At 68.3% G+C, this 15,987-nt stretch carries 12 protein-coding genes; all 12 read left to right on the top strand.

Annotation, left to right across the window (positions count from 1 at the left end):
• Positions 1–59: 59 nt before the first annotated feature.
• The 12 genes from dapB to EVS83_RS05835 all read left to right on the top strand — a co-directional run bounded on the left by dapB (position 60) and on the right by EVS83_RS05835 (position 15,987).
• Positions 60–770, top strand: a complete 711-nt coding sequence (gene dapB, locus EVS83_RS05890; protein WP_133500099.1) for a 4-hydroxy-tetrahydrodipicolinate reductase — start codon at positions 60–62, stop codon at positions 768–770.
• Positions 771–947: 177 nt separating this feature from the next.
• Complete coding sequence (gene carA, locus EVS83_RS05885; protein ID WP_133500098.1) at positions 948–2,072, top strand: glutamine-hydrolyzing carbamoyl-phosphate synthase small subunit; 1,125 nt, start codon at positions 948–950, stop codon at positions 2,070–2,072.
• Positions 2,069–2,518, top strand: a complete 450-nt coding sequence (locus tag EVS83_RS05880) for a DUF6973 domain-containing protein (protein WP_133500097.1) — start codon at positions 2,069–2,071, stop codon at positions 2,516–2,518. The genes carA and EVS83_RS05880 overlap by 4 nt, the downstream gene beginning before the upstream one ends.
• Before the next feature lie 7 nt (positions 2,519–2,525).
• Positions 2,526–5,768, top strand: coding sequence for a carbamoyl-phosphate synthase large subunit (gene carB, locus EVS83_RS05875; protein WP_133500096.1), 3,243 nt, complete (start codon positions 2,526–2,528; stop codon positions 5,766–5,768).
• A 141-nt stretch (positions 5,769–5,909) separates the two neighbouring features.
• Positions 5,910–6,386, top strand: coding sequence for a transcription elongation factor GreA (gene greA / locus EVS83_RS05870; protein WP_133500095.1), 477 nt, complete (start codon positions 5,910–5,912; stop codon positions 6,384–6,386).
• 3 nt (positions 6,387–6,389) lie between these two features.
• Complete coding sequence (locus EVS83_RS05865) at positions 6,390–7,337, top strand: phosphoglycerate mutase (RefSeq protein WP_133500094.1); 948 nt, start codon at positions 6,390–6,392, stop codon at positions 7,335–7,337.
• Positions 7,334–9,052 carry a single-stranded-DNA-specific exonuclease RecJ gene (gene recJ, locus EVS83_RS05860; protein ID WP_133500093.1) on the top strand — a complete coding sequence of 573 codons (1,719 nt, stop codon included), beginning with the start codon at positions 7,334–7,336 and terminating at the stop codon, positions 9,050–9,052. The genes EVS83_RS05865 and recJ overlap by 4 nt, the downstream gene beginning before the upstream one ends.
• 98 nt (positions 9,053–9,150) lie before the next feature.
• On the top strand, positions 9,151–9,786 hold the full coding sequence (locus EVS83_RS05855; protein WP_133500092.1) for a YkvA family protein: 636 nt from the start codon (positions 9,151–9,153) through the stop codon (positions 9,784–9,786).
• Between the two features lie 101 nt (positions 9,787–9,887).
• Positions 9,888–11,016, top strand: a protein-coding gene (gene prfB / locus EVS83_RS05850; protein WP_133500091.1) for a peptide chain release factor 2 whose coding sequence is annotated in 2 segments (ribosomal slippage) — positions 9,888–9,962 and positions 9,964–11,016 — 1,128 coding nt in all. Because the reading frame shifts where the segments join, the coding sequence is not laid out codon by codon here.
• A 102-nt stretch (positions 11,017–11,118) separates the two neighbouring features.
• The gene (lysS, locus tag EVS83_RS05845; protein WP_133500090.1) at positions 11,119–12,636 is read left to right on the top strand and encodes a lysine--tRNA ligase; all 1,518 of its coding nucleotides are present in this window, start codon (positions 11,119–11,121) and stop codon (positions 12,634–12,636) included.
• A gap of 127 nt (positions 12,637–12,763) precedes the next feature.
• Positions 12,764–13,816 carry an HD domain-containing phosphohydrolase gene (locus EVS83_RS05840; RefSeq protein WP_133500089.1) on the top strand — a complete coding sequence of 351 codons (1,053 nt, stop codon included), beginning with the start codon at positions 12,764–12,766 and terminating at the stop codon, positions 13,814–13,816.
• Entirely contained in the window at positions 13,813–15,987 is a 2,175-nt protein-coding gene (locus EVS83_RS05835; RefSeq protein ID WP_133500088.1) for an ATP-binding protein, read from the top strand. The genes EVS83_RS05840 and EVS83_RS05835 overlap by 4 nt, the downstream gene beginning before the upstream one ends.

Raw genomic sequence — 15,987 nt, 5'->3', positions numbered from 1 at the left:
GGCGAATTCTAGGCCACGCGCGCTTGTCGCACAGGTCGACGGCCGCTAGCCTGCCCGCGATGAATGAACCCACCCGACTGCTGATCCACGGCGCGTCCGGCCGCATGGGCCAAGCCCTCATACGGCTCGCGCGCGAGCGCGACGATCTCCGCGTGGTCGCGGCGGCAGCACGGAGCGCGCCGGACGACTTGCCTGCAGGCGCGACCTCCGTCACCGCCGCTTCGCTCGACTCCGCGCCGGATTTCGACGTCGCGATCGATTTCAGCCTGCCCGAAGCCTTCGACGCGGTGCTCGACCTGTGCGTTCGCCGTCGCGTGCCGCTGGTGTCCGGCACGACCGGTCTTTCCGACGCGCAGCGCGCCGCCATCGACGCGGCGGCGATGACCATCCCCGTGGTCTGGGCGGCGAATTTCAGTCTCGGCGTCGCCGTGCTTGGCGATCTCGTCGAGCGCGCCGCCAAGGTACTTGCCGGTTGGGACTGCGACATCGTCGAAGCGCACCACATCCACAAGAAGGACGCGCCGTCGGGCACCGCGCTCGCACTCGGCGCGCGCGCGGAAGCGGGCGGGGCGTCGCCGCATTACGCCTCGCTGCGGGCAGGCGACATTGTGGGTGAGCACACGGTCCAGTTCGCCACGGCCGGCGAGCGCATCGAACTGGTCCACCGTGCGACCAACCGCGACATCTTCGCGCGCGGTGCGCTTCACGTTGCGCGACGCCTGCACGGCCGCGCGCCGGGCGCCTACCGCGTCGGCGATCTGCTCGACTGACGACGTTTTCACCGCAAAACGTGAAACGGCCGCTGGCGCCGAAGGCCCCGGCCGTCTAGAATTCCCGCTCGCCTGAAGCCCATCGTCGGACCGGTCCCGCACCGCGTCCGCGATTTTCTGCAGCCGCGATCCAGCGCCTGCACGGCGAGGCATCCCGCAGCTGCACAGGCGTCCCCCGTGAATCAACCTGCCATCCTCGCGCTCGAAGACGGAACGATCTTCGAGGGCGTTTCCGTAGGCGCGCCCGGTCTGTCCGTCGGCGAAGTCGTCTTCAACACGGCGATGACCGGCTACCAGGAAGTGGTGACCGACCCGTCCTATGCGCGGCAGATCGTCACGCTGACCTATCCGCATATCGGCAACACCGGCACGACCGACAAGGACGACGAGGCCAAGACCGTCTGGCCGGCCGGCCTAATCGTGCGCCGCGTGCCCAAGCGCCCGAGCAACTGGCGGTCGCAGCTCTCGCTGCCGGAGTGGCTGGCGGCGAAGGGCGTGGTCGCGATTTCCGATATCGACACCCGCAAGCTCACGCGCATCCTGCGCGACCGCGGCGCGCAGAACGGCGCGCTGATGGCGGGCGAGATCGACGCCGATCGCGCGATCGAAGCCGCACGCAAGTTTCCGGGCCTCAAGGGCATGGACCTCGCGAAAGAGGTCTGCACGCGCACGCCATACGAATGGCGCGACACGGAACTCGATCTCGACACGGATGCGTTCGCGACGACCGATGGCCGCTTCCACATCGTCGCCTACGACTTCGGCATCAAGCTCAACATCCTGCGCATGCTCGCTTCGCGCGGCTGCCGCGTGACCGTCGTGCCCGCGCAGACGCCGGCGTCGGATGTGCTCGCGATGAATCCGGACGGCGTGTTCCTGTCGAACGGTCCGGGCGATCCGGAGCCGTGCACGTATGCGATCGATGCGACGCGCGAGTTCCTGTCGCGCAAGCTGCCGCTCTACGGCATCTGCCTCGGCCACCAGATTCTTGGCCTCGCGGTCGGCGCGAAGACGCTGAAGATGAAGTTCGGCCATCACGGCGCGAACCATCCAGTGCAGGACGTCGACAGCGGTCGCGTGCTGATCACCAGCCAGAACCACGGCTTCGCGGTCGACGAGGCCACGCTTCCGGCGAATGTACGCGTCACGCATCGCTCGTTGTTCGACGGGTCAAACCAGGGCATCGCTGTGACCGACGCGCCGGCTTTCAGCTTCCAGGGGCACCCGGAAGCAAGCCCCGGTCCGCACGACGTCGCGCCGTTGTTCGATCGCTTCATCACCGCGATGGAGTCCTCGCGTTGAGCGCAGCCAGCGCTGCCGACGGCCGCACGCGTCGCCGTCGCTGGCGTCGCTGGGCCGTTGCATTGCTGGTGCTCGGCGCGTATCCCGCGTTCGTACTCGCGGCGACGTACACGCAGTTCTTCCAGGCGGATCTTCCGGGCGGTCGTAACGGCCCGGCGGACGCGTATCGCCACTCGCTTGCGAGCGCGATCGTCGCGTACACGACGTCACCGCGCTGCGTCGAATGGGTCACCGCCGTGATGGAACGCGGCGGGCAGGGCAACAGCGCCCGCGCGATGGATGCGCACAACAACCTGCTCGGCGCGCGCATCGGCGCGAATGCTGCGAGCTGGAGCGACATGCAGGCCGCGATCCGCGACGCCGTGCGCCACGGCGCCGTCGACGCGACCGATCCGGATCGAATCACCTGGCTGCCGCCGTCGCGGTGGCAGAACCGACTGTACTGAGGACACGATGCCCAAGCGCACCGACATCAAGACCGTGCTGATCATCGGCGCGGGCCCCATCGTCATCGGACAGGCGTGCGAGTTCGACTACTCGGGTGCGCAGGCCTGCAAGGCGCTGCGCGACGAGGGCTATCGCGTGGTGCTGGTGAACAGCAACCCCGCGACGATCATGACCGACCCCAACATGGCGGACGCGGTCTACATCGAGCCGATCAACTGGCAGACGGTCGAGAAGATCATCGCCAAGGAAAAGCCGGACGCGCTGCTGCCGACCATGGGTGGCCAGACCGCGCTGAACTGCGCGCTCGACCTCGCAGACAACGGCGTGCTGGAGAAGTACGGCGTCGAGCTGATCGGCGCTTCGCGTGACGCCATCCGCATGGCGGAAGACCGCGAGCTGTTCCGCGTGGCGATGGCGGAGATCGGGCTGGAATGTCCGAAGGCCGCGGTTGCGCGCAGCTTCGACGAAGCCGTGCAGATCCAGACGACCGTCGGCTACCCGACCATCATCCGTCCGAGCTTCACGCTCGGCGGCACGGGTGGCGGCATCGCGTACAACAAGGAAGAGTTCGAGGAGATCGCCAAGCGCGGCCTCGAACTGTCGCCCGTGCACGAGATCCTTGTGGAGGAATCGGTGCTGGGCTGGAAGGAGTTCGAGATGGAAGTGGTCCGCGACAAGGCGGACAACTGCATCATCGTCTGCTCGATCGAGAATTTCGACGCGATGGGCGTGCACACCGGCGACTCGATCACCGTCGCGCCGGCGCAGACGCTGACCGACAAGGAATACCAGCGCCTGCGCGATGCGTCCATCGCCGTGCTGCGCAAGATCGGCGTGGACACCGGCGGCTCGAACGTGCAGTTCGGCGTCAATGCGCAGAACGGCCGCGTCGTCGTGATCGAGATGAACCCGCGCGTGTCGCGCTCGTCGGCGCTGGCATCGAAGGCGACGGGTTTCCCGATCGCGAAGGTCGCAGCGAAGCTCGCGGTCGGCTACACGCTCGACGAGCTGCGCAACGAGATCACCGGCGGGCAGACGCCGGCGTCCTTCGAACCCTCGATCGACTACGTCGTCACCAAGATTCCGCGCTTCGCGTTCGAGAAGTTCCCGCAAGCCGACGCCCGCCTGACCACCCAGATGAAGTCGGTGGGCGAGGTCATGGCGATGGGTCGCAGCTTCCAGGAGTCGATGCAGAAGGCGCTGCGCGGGCTCGAGACGGGCAAGGTCGGTCTCGATCCCACGGGCCTCGACCTGTCGAGCGACGAGGATCTCGCCACTCTGCGCCGCGAGCTCAAGGAGCCGGGTCCCGAGCGCATGTTCCACATCGGCGACGCATTCCGCGCCGGCATGAGCGTCGAGGACGTGCACGCGCTGTCGCACGTCGACCGCTGGTTCCTCGACCAGATCGAAGAGATCGTGCAGGCGGAGCGCGAACTGGCCGATGCCGGTCTCGCCTCGCTCGATGCGCGTCGCATGCGCGCGCTCAAGCGCATGGGTTTCTCCGACGCGCGCATCGCGCAGGTCACGGGCACCGACGAAGCCGCCGTGCGCGTGCTGCGCCGCGCGTTCGGCGTGCGTCCGGTCTACAAGCGCATCGACTCGTGCGCGGGCGAGTTCGCGACCGAAACGGCCTACATGTACTCGACCTACGAGGACGAGTGCGAAGCCAATCCGTCCGATCGCAAGAAGATCATCGTGCTCGGCGGCGGCCCGAACCGCATCGGGCAGGGCATCGAGTTCGACTACTGCTGCGTGCACGCGGCACTCGCACTGCGGGAGGACGGGTTCGAGACCATCATGGTCAACTGCAACCCGGAAACCGTGTCGACGGACTACGACACCTCCGACCGCCTGTACTTCGAGCCGCTGACCCTCGAGGACGTGCTCGAGATCGTCGATCTCGAAAAGCCGTTCGGGGTGATCGTGCAGTACGGCGGCCAGACGCCGCTCAAGCTCGCGCGCGCGTTGGAAGCCAATGGTGTGCCGGTGATCGGCACCTCGCCGGACAGCATCGACCTCGCCGAGGACCGCGAGCGTTTCCAGAAGCTCGTCGACGACCTCGGCCTGAAGCAGCCGCCGAACCGCACGGCCCGCAGCGCGGAAGAAGCGCTGACGCTGGCGCGCGAGATCGGCTATCCGTTGGTCGTCCGCCCGAGCTACGTACTGGGTGGCCGCGCGATGGAAGTCGTGCACGCCGACTCCGACCTCGCGCGCTACATGCGCGATGCGGTCAAGGTGTCCAACGACTCTCCGGTGCTGCTCGACCGCTTCCTCGATCACGCGGTCGAAGTCGACGTCGACGTCATCGCGGACAAGGACGGCAACGTCCTGATCGGCGGCGTCATGGAGCACATCGAGGAGGCCGGCGTGCACTCCGGCGACTCGTCGTGCTCGCTGCCGCCGTATTCGCTGTCGAAGGCGACGCAGGACAAGCTGCGCGAGCAGGTCGTCGCGCTGGCGCGTGCGCTCAAGGTCGTCGGCCTCATGAACACGCAGTTCGCGATCCAGCACGAGACGGACGGCAGCGACACCATCTTCCTGCTCGAAGTGAACCCGCGCGCGTCGCGCACGGTGCCGTTCGTTTCGAAGGCGATCGGCATGCCCCTCGCGAAGATCGCGGCGCGATGCATGGCCGGCATGACGCTGGCGGAGCAGGGCGCAACGAAGGAAATCGTCCCCGACTACTTCTCGGTAAAGGAAGCGATCTTCCCGTTCGCGAAGTTCCAGGGCGTCGACCCGATCCTCGGGCCGGAGATGCGTTCGACGGGCGAAGTGATGGGCGTCGGCCGTAACTTCGGCGCAGCCATCGCGCGTGCACACGAAGCTGCGGGCATCCGCGCGCTTCCGTCGGAGGGCAAGGTCTTCATTTCGGTGCGTGATCCGGACAAGCAGCGCGTGCTGCCGGTGGCCGCCGAAGTGGTCGCGCGCGGCTACACCGTGGTCGCGACGCGAGGCACGGCGGCGTTCCTGCAGGAGAACGGCGTTCCGTGCGAGATCGTGAACAAGGTGATCGAAGGCCGCCCGCACGTCGTCGACCTCATCAAGAACGGTGAGATCGCTTACATCGTGAATACGACGGAAGGGCGCCAGGCGATCGCCGACTCGTTCTCGATCCGCCGCGAAGCGCTGCAGCACCGCGTCACCTATTCGACGACGGTCTCCGGCGCGCGTGCGCTGCTGCAGTCGCTGGAATACCGCGGCACCGGCCCGGTCTGGTCGCTGCAGGAACTCCACGCCAGCATCGCCTGATCCGCCCGTCGCATGACCCGGCCGGCCGCCGCGTGCGGCCGGTCGCGTTTCTCGGGCTGCGCTTGGCGGCCCGGACACGGCACAATCGCCCCAACGAACGCTGACGCCGGCGCACGACGCCGGTCGCCACTGAGGAATCCCATGAGAGCCCCGATCACCGCCCAGGGTGCGCAGCGTCTGCGCGCCGAACTCGAGAACCTGAAGTCGGTGCAGCGCCCGGCCGTGATCAATGCGATCTCGGAAGCGCGCGCACACGGCGACCTCAAGGAAAACGCCGAGTACCACGCCGCCCGCGAGCAGCAGGGCTTCATCGAAGGCCGCATCAAGCAGCTCGAAGGCGAGCTGTCGCACGCGGAAGTCATCGACGTCACCAAGCTCAACGCCGGCGCGCGCGTCGTGTTTGGTGCGACCGTCGAACTGGCCGACGTCGACACCGACGAGCAGAAGACCTACCAGATCGTCGGCGACCTCGAAGCCGACATCAAACAAGGCCTGATCGCGATCTCGTCGCCGGTCGCACGCGCGCTGATCGGCAAGCACGAGGGCGACACGATCACGATCGAGGCGCCGGGCGGCACGCGCGAATACGAAATCATGAGCGTCCGCTACGTCGGCTGAGCCATGCCTGCGCGCGCCGTTGACGTTGCGTTCGTCCTGCCGCCGCGCGAGCGGTTCGCAGGCGAAGCGCTGCCCGACACGGTGGCGCGCGCGTTCGGACGCGCGGATCGCACGCGCGGCGATTCCGGCATCGAAACGCTGTTCGAGGTGCTGCCGCGCGGCTGGCCCGCGGCGGCGGTGACGCGACAGGCCGACTGTGGCGACGCCGGCGACGCGATGTGGCTGCGCGCGGATCCCGCCTACGTGCGCGCCGACATCAACGGCGCGCGACTCCTCGCGATTGGCGAGATGCTCGCGCTCGATGCGCAGGCGACCGAAGCGCTGCTGCGTCCGTTGCGTCCGCTGTTCGGCGATGCGGGGATGCCGATCGACGCCGGCGGACCGAACGCGTGGTATCTGCGTCTGCAGCCCGGTTCGCCATTGCCGACGTTCCCGTCGCCCGACGATGCGCTCGGCACCGATCTGTTCGAACAGATGCCGCAGGGGCCGGAGGGGCGCCGCTGGCGTGCGCTGATGTCCGAAGCGCAGGTGCTGCTGCACCACAGCCCGGTCAACGCCGACCGCCTCAAGCGCGGCCTCGCGCCCGTGAATTCGATCTGGTTCTGGGGCGCAGGGCGTTTGCCGGACCAGGTACGCACGTCGTACGCCGCGATCCATTCGCTGGATGCCACCGTCCATGCGTTCGCGCAGCGGGCCGGTGCGAAGACGGCGCCCGTCGAGTCGTGGTCGGTTCCCGAGGCCGATGCGGCGTTCGACCTCCGCCACGCGCGTCGCCTCGACGGCCTGTGCAGCGGCTGGATCGACCCTGCGCTCGCGGCGATTGCGAGCAAACGCATCCGGACGCTGCGGCTGCTGTGGGCGGATGGTGAACGGTTCGAGCTGCGGCGGTCGCAGTCGCTGCGAGTCTGGAAGCGTCCACTGCGCGTCCTGGCCGAACGCGACGACGCATGAGCCGCTATACCGCTCGACTTGTGCGCCGTCCGGTCGTGATTCCCGGCGACTGGGCGCGCGACCTGCACCCGGTGCTTGCACGCGTGTACGCGATGCGCGGCGCGACGTCGCTCGAACACGCGCGACCGAAGCTCGCGCAGCTGCATCCGCCGGAAACGATGGGCGGGCTCGACGCGGCGACGCGACTGCTCGCCGATGCGATCGATGCCGACGCGCACATCGTCGTCGTCGGCGATTTCGACTGCGACGGCGCGACGGCCTGTGCGGTCGGCGTGCGCGGCCTGCGCATGCTCGGCGCGCGGCGCGTGTCGTACGCGGTGCCGAACCGCATCGTGCACGGCTACGGCCTGACGCCGGCGATGGTCGACGAACTCGCGCCGATGCAGCCGGACCTCGTCGTCACCGTCGACCACGGCATCGCCTGCCATGCGGGCGTGAGCGCCGCAAAGGGCAGGGGATGGAAGGTGCTCGTCACCGATCACCATCTGCCGGGCGAAGCACTGCCGCCGGCCGACGCGATCGTCGACCCGAACGTGCGCGGCGATCAGTTCGCGAGCAAAGCGCTCGCCGGCGTGGGCGTGATCTTCTACGTGCTGCTCGCGCTGCGTCGCCATCTGCGCGAACAGGGGCGTCTCGGCGCGAACGAGCCGGACCTAACGCAGCTTCTCGATCTCGTCACGGTCGGCACCGTCGCCGACCTGGTGCAGCTCGATCCGAACAATCGCGCGCTCGTGGCGGCGGGGCTTCGTCGCATGCGGGCGGGACAGGTGTGCGCGGGGCTGCGTGCGCTCGTCGAGGTGTCGCAGCGGGAACTTGCGCGACTCGGTGCAGCCGACATCGGCTACGCGGTAGCGCCGCGCATCAATGCGGCGGGGCGACTGGAGGACATGTCGCTCGGCATCGAATGCCTACTTACCGATGACCTCGCACGGGCGCGAGAAATCGCGCAGCTGCTCAACGAGATCAACGGCGAGCGCCGCGCGGTGCAGCAGCAGATGGTCGACGAGGCGGAGCGCGCGCTGGCGCGCGTCGAACTGCCCGGTGGCGATCTTCCGCACGCGGTGTGCCTGTTCGATCCGGAATGGCATCCGGGCGTGGTCGGTCTGGTCGCATCGAAGATCAAGGAACGGTTGCATCGGCCGGTCGTCGCGTTCGCGCCGGCGGCGCCGGGGTCGGACCTGCTGCGCGGTTCGGCGCGCTCGGTGCCGGGTTTCCACATCCGCGACGCGCTAGCGACGGTCTCGTCGCGCCGGCCGTCGCTGGTGGACCGGTTCGGTGGCCACGCCATGGCGGCGGGGCTCAGCCTGCGCAGCGAGCGCTTCGCGGAGTTCTCGTCGGCGATGCAGGACGTCGCGGCCTCGCTGCTCACGCCCGACCTACTCCAGGCCGAAGTGCTGAGCGATGGCGAACTCGCGCCCGACGAGTTCGCGCGCCGCTGCGCCGACGCGCTGCGCGACGGCGGGCCGTGGGGGCAGGGGTTCCCGGAGCCCCAGTTCGACGGCGAGTTCGACGTGCTGAACTGGCGCGTCGTCGGCGAACGCCATCTCAAGCTCGAACTCGGCCTCGCCGGGCTGCGGCTGAACGCGATCGAGTTCGGGGGCTGGCGCGGCACGCCGCCGCCGGGGCGCGTACGACTGGCCTATCGCCTCGAGCCGGACGACTACCGCGGCGGCGACGCGATCCAGCTCGTCGTCACGCACCGCGAATCGGCCTGAGGCCCGGCCCCAGCAGGCGCGCCGGATGCCCCAAGGGGCAGTAGGCAGCCGGCAGGCGCGTCCATACCCTGAGGCTGTCGCCTCCCGGAGGACGTGTGATGCCGCTGACCGTCAACATCGACCTGTCCGACGATGACCTCAAGCACTTCGCCCGCGCCGCCGACATCGCCCGCCAGCGCGGGGCCGACCTGACCAACGCGCAGGTGGTGAGCGCCGCCACCGACATGCTGACCAGGGCGCACGAGAGCAACCCGCCGGAATTCGTGAAAGAGCGGCTGCTGGTGCTCGACAACCTCATCGCGATGATGCGCGACGAGGGCTGGGCGCTCGGCGAAAGCGACGCCTCTAACGTCCGCGCCGCGCTGGTGTATTTCGCCGCGACGGCCGACGCGATCCCCGACAGCGTGCCCGTGCTCGGCTTCGTCGACGACGCGATCATGATCGAGCTCTGCGCGCGCGAACTGCGCCACGAACTCGACGCCTACGACGATTTCGTCGAATTCCGCGACCGCGAGGCCTCCCGCCGCGGCCTGGACCCGGTGAAGGTCGGCCGCGCGGACTGGCTCGACAGCCGCCGCCAGGACCTGCAGGAACGCATGCGCGCCCGCCGCAACCGCGACTTCAGCGGCGGCTTCGGCAGCGGCTTCGGCACGGGCTACGGGAGCAGCAGCGGCTATGGCCCGATCCGCCCGTACGCGCCGGTCACGCGCAATGCGGGGTTCCGGTTCCGCTGAAGAGAACGCGACGGCGTGCCGCCCGGAGCAGGCGTTTCGCGGCATCGAAGGCCACCGGCATTGGTAGAATCGCCGGTTCCTTTGATGGCATTGCACCGGACATGATCGAGCTCAATCCCGTCCGCCAGCGAATCGCCGACCTCCGCGGTCGGCTGGATTCGCTTAGGGGGTATCTTTGACTTCGACCAGAAGGTCGAACGTCTGGAAGAAGTGAACCGGGAGCTCGAGAGCCCCGACGTGTGGAACGACGCCGAGCGCGCGCAGGCCCTGGGCCGCGAACGCGCCTCGCTCGACAAGGTCGTCAACGGCATCCGCAGCCTCACCGACGGCCTCGTCGGCGCGAACGAGCTGCTGGAACTCGCGGAAATGGAAGACGACGAGGACACCGCCAACGCGGTGGTCGACGACGTCGAGCGTTACGCGAAGGACGTCGAACAGCTCGAGTTCCGCCGCATGTTCTCCGGGAAGATGGACAGCGCGAACGCGTTCGTCGACATCCAGGCGGGCGCGGGCGGTACCGAAGCGCAGGACTGGGCGGAAATCCTCCTGCGCATGTACCTGCGCTGGTGCGAATCGCGCGGCTGGAAGACCGAACTGATGGAAGCCAGCGGCGGCGACGTCGCGGGCATCAAATCGGCGACGCTGCGCGTCGAAGGCGATTTCGCGTACGGCTGGCTCAAGACCGAAACCGGCGTCCATCGCCTCGTGCGCAAGTCGCCGTTCGACTCGGACAACCGCCGGCATACGAGCTTCACCTCGGTGTTCGTGTCGCCCGAGATCGACGACAACATCGACATCGAGATCAATCCGGCGGACCTGAAGACCGACGTCTATCGCTCGTCCGGCGCCGGCGGCCAGCACGTCAACAAGACCGAATCGGCGGTGCGCATCACGCATGTGCCGACGGGCATCGTGGTGGCGTGCCAGACCGGCCGCAGCCAGCACCAGAACCGCGACAACGCGATGAAGATGCTTGCCGCGAAGCTCTACGAACTCGAGATCCAGAAGCGCAACGCCGAGCGCGACGCGGTCGAAGCGACCAAGTCGGACATCGGCTGGGGCAGCCAGATCCGCAACTACGTGCTCGACCAGTCGCGCATCAAGGATCTGCGCACCGGCATCGAGCGCAGCGACACGCAGAAGGTGCTCGACGGCGACCTCGACGAATTCGTCGAAGCCAGCCTCAAGGCCGGCCTCGAGGTCGGTTCGAAACGCGTCGACGCCGCCTGATCGTGCGCGCCTCCGCCGTCGCGGAGGCGCGTCGCCCGCTACAGTCACCTTTCTTCCGAAACGATCGCCCGGCGCGACGCCGGGCTCCGCAGCGAACCTCCGATGACCGACACCACCGCCACGCCGCCGACCGACGAGAACTTCCTGATCGCCGAGCGGCGCGCGAAACTCGCGCAGCTTCGCGAGGGCGGCATCGCATTCCCGAACGACTTCAAGCGCGCGCACTTCGCGGGCGATCTGCAGTCGGAATTCGCCGATGCCGAACGCTGGACCGCGGAATCGCTCGAAGCGGAGCCGCGCCGCGTTGCATTGGGCGGTCGCGTTCTGCTCAAGCGCGACATGGGCAAGGCCGGCTTCGCGCAGATCCAGGACGAGTCGGGCCGCGTGCAGCTGTGGCTGAAGAAGGACCTGCTGGGCGACGCGTTCGACGTCTTCAAGAACCTCGACCTCGGCGACATCGTCGCCGTCGAAGGCGAACTCACGCGAACGCGCACCGGCGAGCTGTCGGTCAAGGCGGCGTCGCTTCGACTGCTGACCAAGGCGCTTCGTCCGCTGCCGGACAAGTTCCATGGCATGGCCAACATCGAGCAGCGTTACCGCCAGCGCTACGTCGACCTGATCGTAACGCCGGAATCGCGCGACGTCTTCGTCAAGCGCAGCAAGATCATCCGTGCGATGCGTGCGTGGCTCGACGCGCGCCGCTTTCTCGAAGTCGAGACGCCGATGATGCATTACATCCCCGGCGGTGCGACGGCGAAGCCGTTCGTCACGCATCACAACGCGCTGGATCTCGAGCTTTACCTGCGCGTCGCGCCCGAGCTGTATCTCAAGCGTCTCGTCGTCGGCGGCCTCGAGCGCGTCTACGAGATCAACCGCAATTTCCGCAACGAAGGCGTGTCCACGCGTCACAACCCCGAGTTCACGATGCTCGAGCTGTACGAGGCCTATGCCACGTACACCGAGATCATGGATCTGACGGAAGACGTGATCCGCCATTGCGCGCAGGACGTGCTCGGCACGACGGCGATCGAATGGGAAGGCGTGCCGATCGATCTCGGCCCGCGATTCCGTCGCTGGTCGATGACCGACGCGGTGCTCGAACACAATCCCGAGATCGCGCGTGAGGATCTGCGCGACCTCGAGAAGATGCGCCAGCACTGCGCGCGGCTGCGCATCCAGATCAAGCCGTCCTACGGCTGGGGCAAGCTGCTGCTCGAGATCTTCGAGAAGACGGTCGAGCACACGCTCGTGCAGCCGACCTTCATCACCGACCATCCGGTTGAGGTCAGCCCGCTCGCGCGCGCCAATGACGTCGATCCGGAGCTCACCGACCGCTTCGAGCTGTTCGTGGGCGGCAAGGAGCTGGCGAACGGCTTCTCCGAGCTCAACGATCCCGAAGACCAGGCCGCGCGCTTCCAAGCGCAGGTCGACGCGAAGGAGGGTGGGGACGACGAGGCCATGCACTTCGACGCCGACTACATCCGCGCGCTCGAAGTCGGCCTTCCGCCGACGGGCGGCCTCGGGATCGGCATCGACCGGCTCGTGATGCTGCTCACGGATCGCGCGTCGATCCGCGACGTCCTGCTGTTCCCGTACATGCGACCCGAGCACGCGGGCTGACCCTGCGCTCAAGTACGTCGGCCCGGCGGCCGATAGTCGAGAGGCAGGCGCGGTGCCACGGCGGTGGCGGCGCGCTATCCTCGGTCCCACAGCCGCCGTACCGGTCCCCTCGCCAACGGATGGTCCAATGAATGTCGTCATCGTCGATGACCAGACCAGCGCACGCACGATGCTGCGCCACATCATCGAGGACATCGGCGCCGAGCTGAGCGTCCACGATTTTGGCGAGCCGCAGGCCGCGCTGGACTGGTGCGCCTCGAACGACCCCGACCTGCTGCTGCTCGACTACCGCATGCCCGGCATCGACGGGCTCGAGTTCGCGCGCCGCTTCCGTCGTCTTCCGCGCCATCGCGACATCCCGATCATCCTCGTGACGGTGGTGGGCGACGAGCCGATCCGCCAGGCCGCGCTCGACGCCGGCGTCATCGATTTCCTCGTCAAGCCCGTGCGCCCGCGCGAGCTCCGTGCCCGCTGCCGCAACCTGCTTCAGCTCCGCCAGCAGTCGGAGAACGTGAAGCAGCGTGCCCTGTCGCTGGAACACCGCCTGCAGACGACGCTCGCACAGATCGCCGATCGCGAGCGGCAGATGCTGACGCGCCTCGCTTGTGCAATCGAATACCGCGACGGCGGCACGCATCCGAACCTGCAGCGCATGTCGGCGGTCGCCGGCATGATCGCGCGCGGCGTCGGCCTGTTCGACGACGAGGTCAGCCTGCTCGAGCAGGCGACCCCGCTGCACGACATCGGCAAGATCGCGTTGCCCGACGCCGTGCTGCACAAGCCCGGCCCGCTGTCCGACGACGAGATGACGCTGGTGCGTCGCCACCCCGAAATCGGCCATGAGCTGCTGTCGGGCAGCGGCACGCCGTTCCTCGAACTCGCCGCGCGCATCGCGCTCAGCCATCACGAACGCTTCGATGGCAGCGGCTATCCGCATGGCCTGGTCGGCGACGCGATTCCGATCGAGGCGCGCATCGTCGCCGTCGCGGACGTCTTCGACGCCCTGATTTCCGAGCAGCCCTACAAGCACGCGTGGGAGATCGACGCGGCGCTCGCGCATCTGTACGCGCAGCGCGGCCGCCTGTTCGACCCGCAGTGCGTGCAGGTGCTGGTCTCCGCGCGACGCCAGCTGGAGGCGCTCTGCGAGAGCTTCCGCTATCCGCAGGGCCGGCCGACGTGATCGCCGCACTGCGCCGCATCCGCCAGCGTTTCGCCACTCGCGAGGACAGCGAGCACGGCCAGGCGACGGTGCGCATCGCGGCGCTGGGCGTCGTGCTCGCCTACCTGCTGATCGGCCCGCACGACTCGCATTCCCCGGCGTACTACGACGTCATGGCGATGACGATGGCGGGCTTCGTCATCGGCGCCGTGATCCTCGCGTGGCTGTACGTCTCGCCGTCGAAGAACCACGCGCGCCGCCTGGTGGGCATGGCCGCAGACTACGGCCTGATGGCGGCCGCAATGATCCGCATGGGCGAGCCGATCGCCTGGGTCTACGTGCTGATCATGTGGGTGACGGTTGGCAATGGCCTGCGCTTCGGGCGTCGCTATCTCAATGGCGCGGTCGCGGCGGCGTTCGTGTCCTTCGGCCTCGTGCTCGCGCGTTCGCCGTACTGGCAGTCGAACCTGCCGTTGGGCGTCGGCCTGCTGGTCGGGCTCGTCGCGATCCCGATGTACCTCACCAGCCTGCTGGCGGCGCTTACGCGCGCCACCGAGGAGGCGCGACGCGCGAACGAGGCGAAGAGCCGCTTCCTCGCGAACATGTCGCACGAGTTCCGCACGCCGCTCAACGGCCTCGCGGGCATGACCGAAGTGCTGGCCGCGACGGAGCTCGACGCCGAGCAACGGGAATGCCTCGGCACGATCCAGGCGTCGACGCGCACGCTCATGGGGCTCGTCGAGGATGTGCTCGACATCTCCGCGATCGAGGCCGGCAAGCTCAAACTGCACTCGGCGGACTTCGACGTCCGCGAGCTGCTCGGCGGCGTCGGCCTGATCCTCGAACCGCAGGCGCGCGCCAAGCATCTCGAGTACCGCGTGCTGGTCGGCGACGACGTGCCGGAGCGCGTGGTCGGCGATGCCGCGCACGTGCGCCAGGTGCTGATCAATCTGGTCGGCAACGCGGTCAAGTTCACCGACCGTGGCTCGGTCACCGTGCAGGTCGACGCGGCCGCGATCGACGTCCAGCGCACGCGCCTCCGCTTCACGGTGATCGACACCGGCATCGGCATTCCTACCGCGATGCGCCGTCGCCTGTTCGACGCATTCGAACAGGCCGACGCCGGCCTCGCACGCCGCTACGGCGGCACCGGCCTCGGCACGACGATCGCCAAGGGCCTGACCGAAGCCATGGGCGGCACGATCGGCTTCGAAAGCACCGAAGGCGAGGGCACGCGGTTCTGGGTCCAGCTGCCGTTCCAGACGGTCGCCGCGCCGGTCGCTCCGGTCGCGGGCGAGGCCGCTGCAACGGCGAGCGGCGATGCACCGCTGGGCGAGAACGTCATCGCCTTCAGCAATCCGTTCCTGCGCCACCGCGCGCGCGTCCGCGGCCTGCACGTGCTGGTCGCGGACGACAACGCGGCGAACCGCATGGTGCTGCAGCGCCTGCTGCAGAAGGCCGGCCACCGCTCGACCTGTGTGGACGGCGCCGAGGAAGTGCTCGACCTCCTCGCCGAATCCCATTTCGACCTCGTGATCTGCGACCTGCACATGCCGGGCATGAGCGGTGTCGACATGCTCCGCCACCTGCGGGTGATGGAGGCGGGCAACGTCGTCCGCACGCCGGTCGTCATCCTCAGCGCCGACGTCACGCCGGCGGCCATCCAGGCCTGCCACGACGCCGGTGCGTGGGGCTTCCTCGCGAAGCCTGTGTCGACCACGAAGCTGCTCGACGTGCTAGCCGACATCGCCGAACGCGATACCGGCGTCGCCCGTCCCGCCAAGCCGGCCGTCGCGCCGGTGGAGCGGGGCGACGACACGGTGTTCGATCCGGCCGTGCTCGACGAGCTGGCCTCGATCGGCATGGGCGATGCGTTCGAGCGCGAGTTCACCGGCGAGTGCCTCGCCGACGCCGAACGCGGCATCGCGCTTATCGAACAGTGCGCGATGCAGGGTGACTGGACCGAAGTCCGCGAGCACGCGCACGCCGTCAAAGGCGTGGCGGGGAACGTCGGCCTCGTCCGGCTTTCGCTGCTCGCAGGCGAAATGATGCGCCTGCCGGACTGGCAGCTTTCCCGCGAATGGCGGCTGCGCCTCGACAGCCTGCGGGAACGCCTGACGCAAGGGCGCGACATCCTCGCAGCGCGGCGAAGCCGCGGCGGGCGTAGCGATCCTGCGTCGCGGTCGGACTGA

Source organism: Cognatilysobacter terrigena, from assembly GCF_004361065.1.
Lineage (GTDB): Bacteria > Pseudomonadota > Gammaproteobacteria > Xanthomonadales > Xanthomonadaceae > Cognatilysobacter > Cognatilysobacter terrigena.
This window is presented reverse-complemented; position numbering and strand designations above follow the sequence as displayed.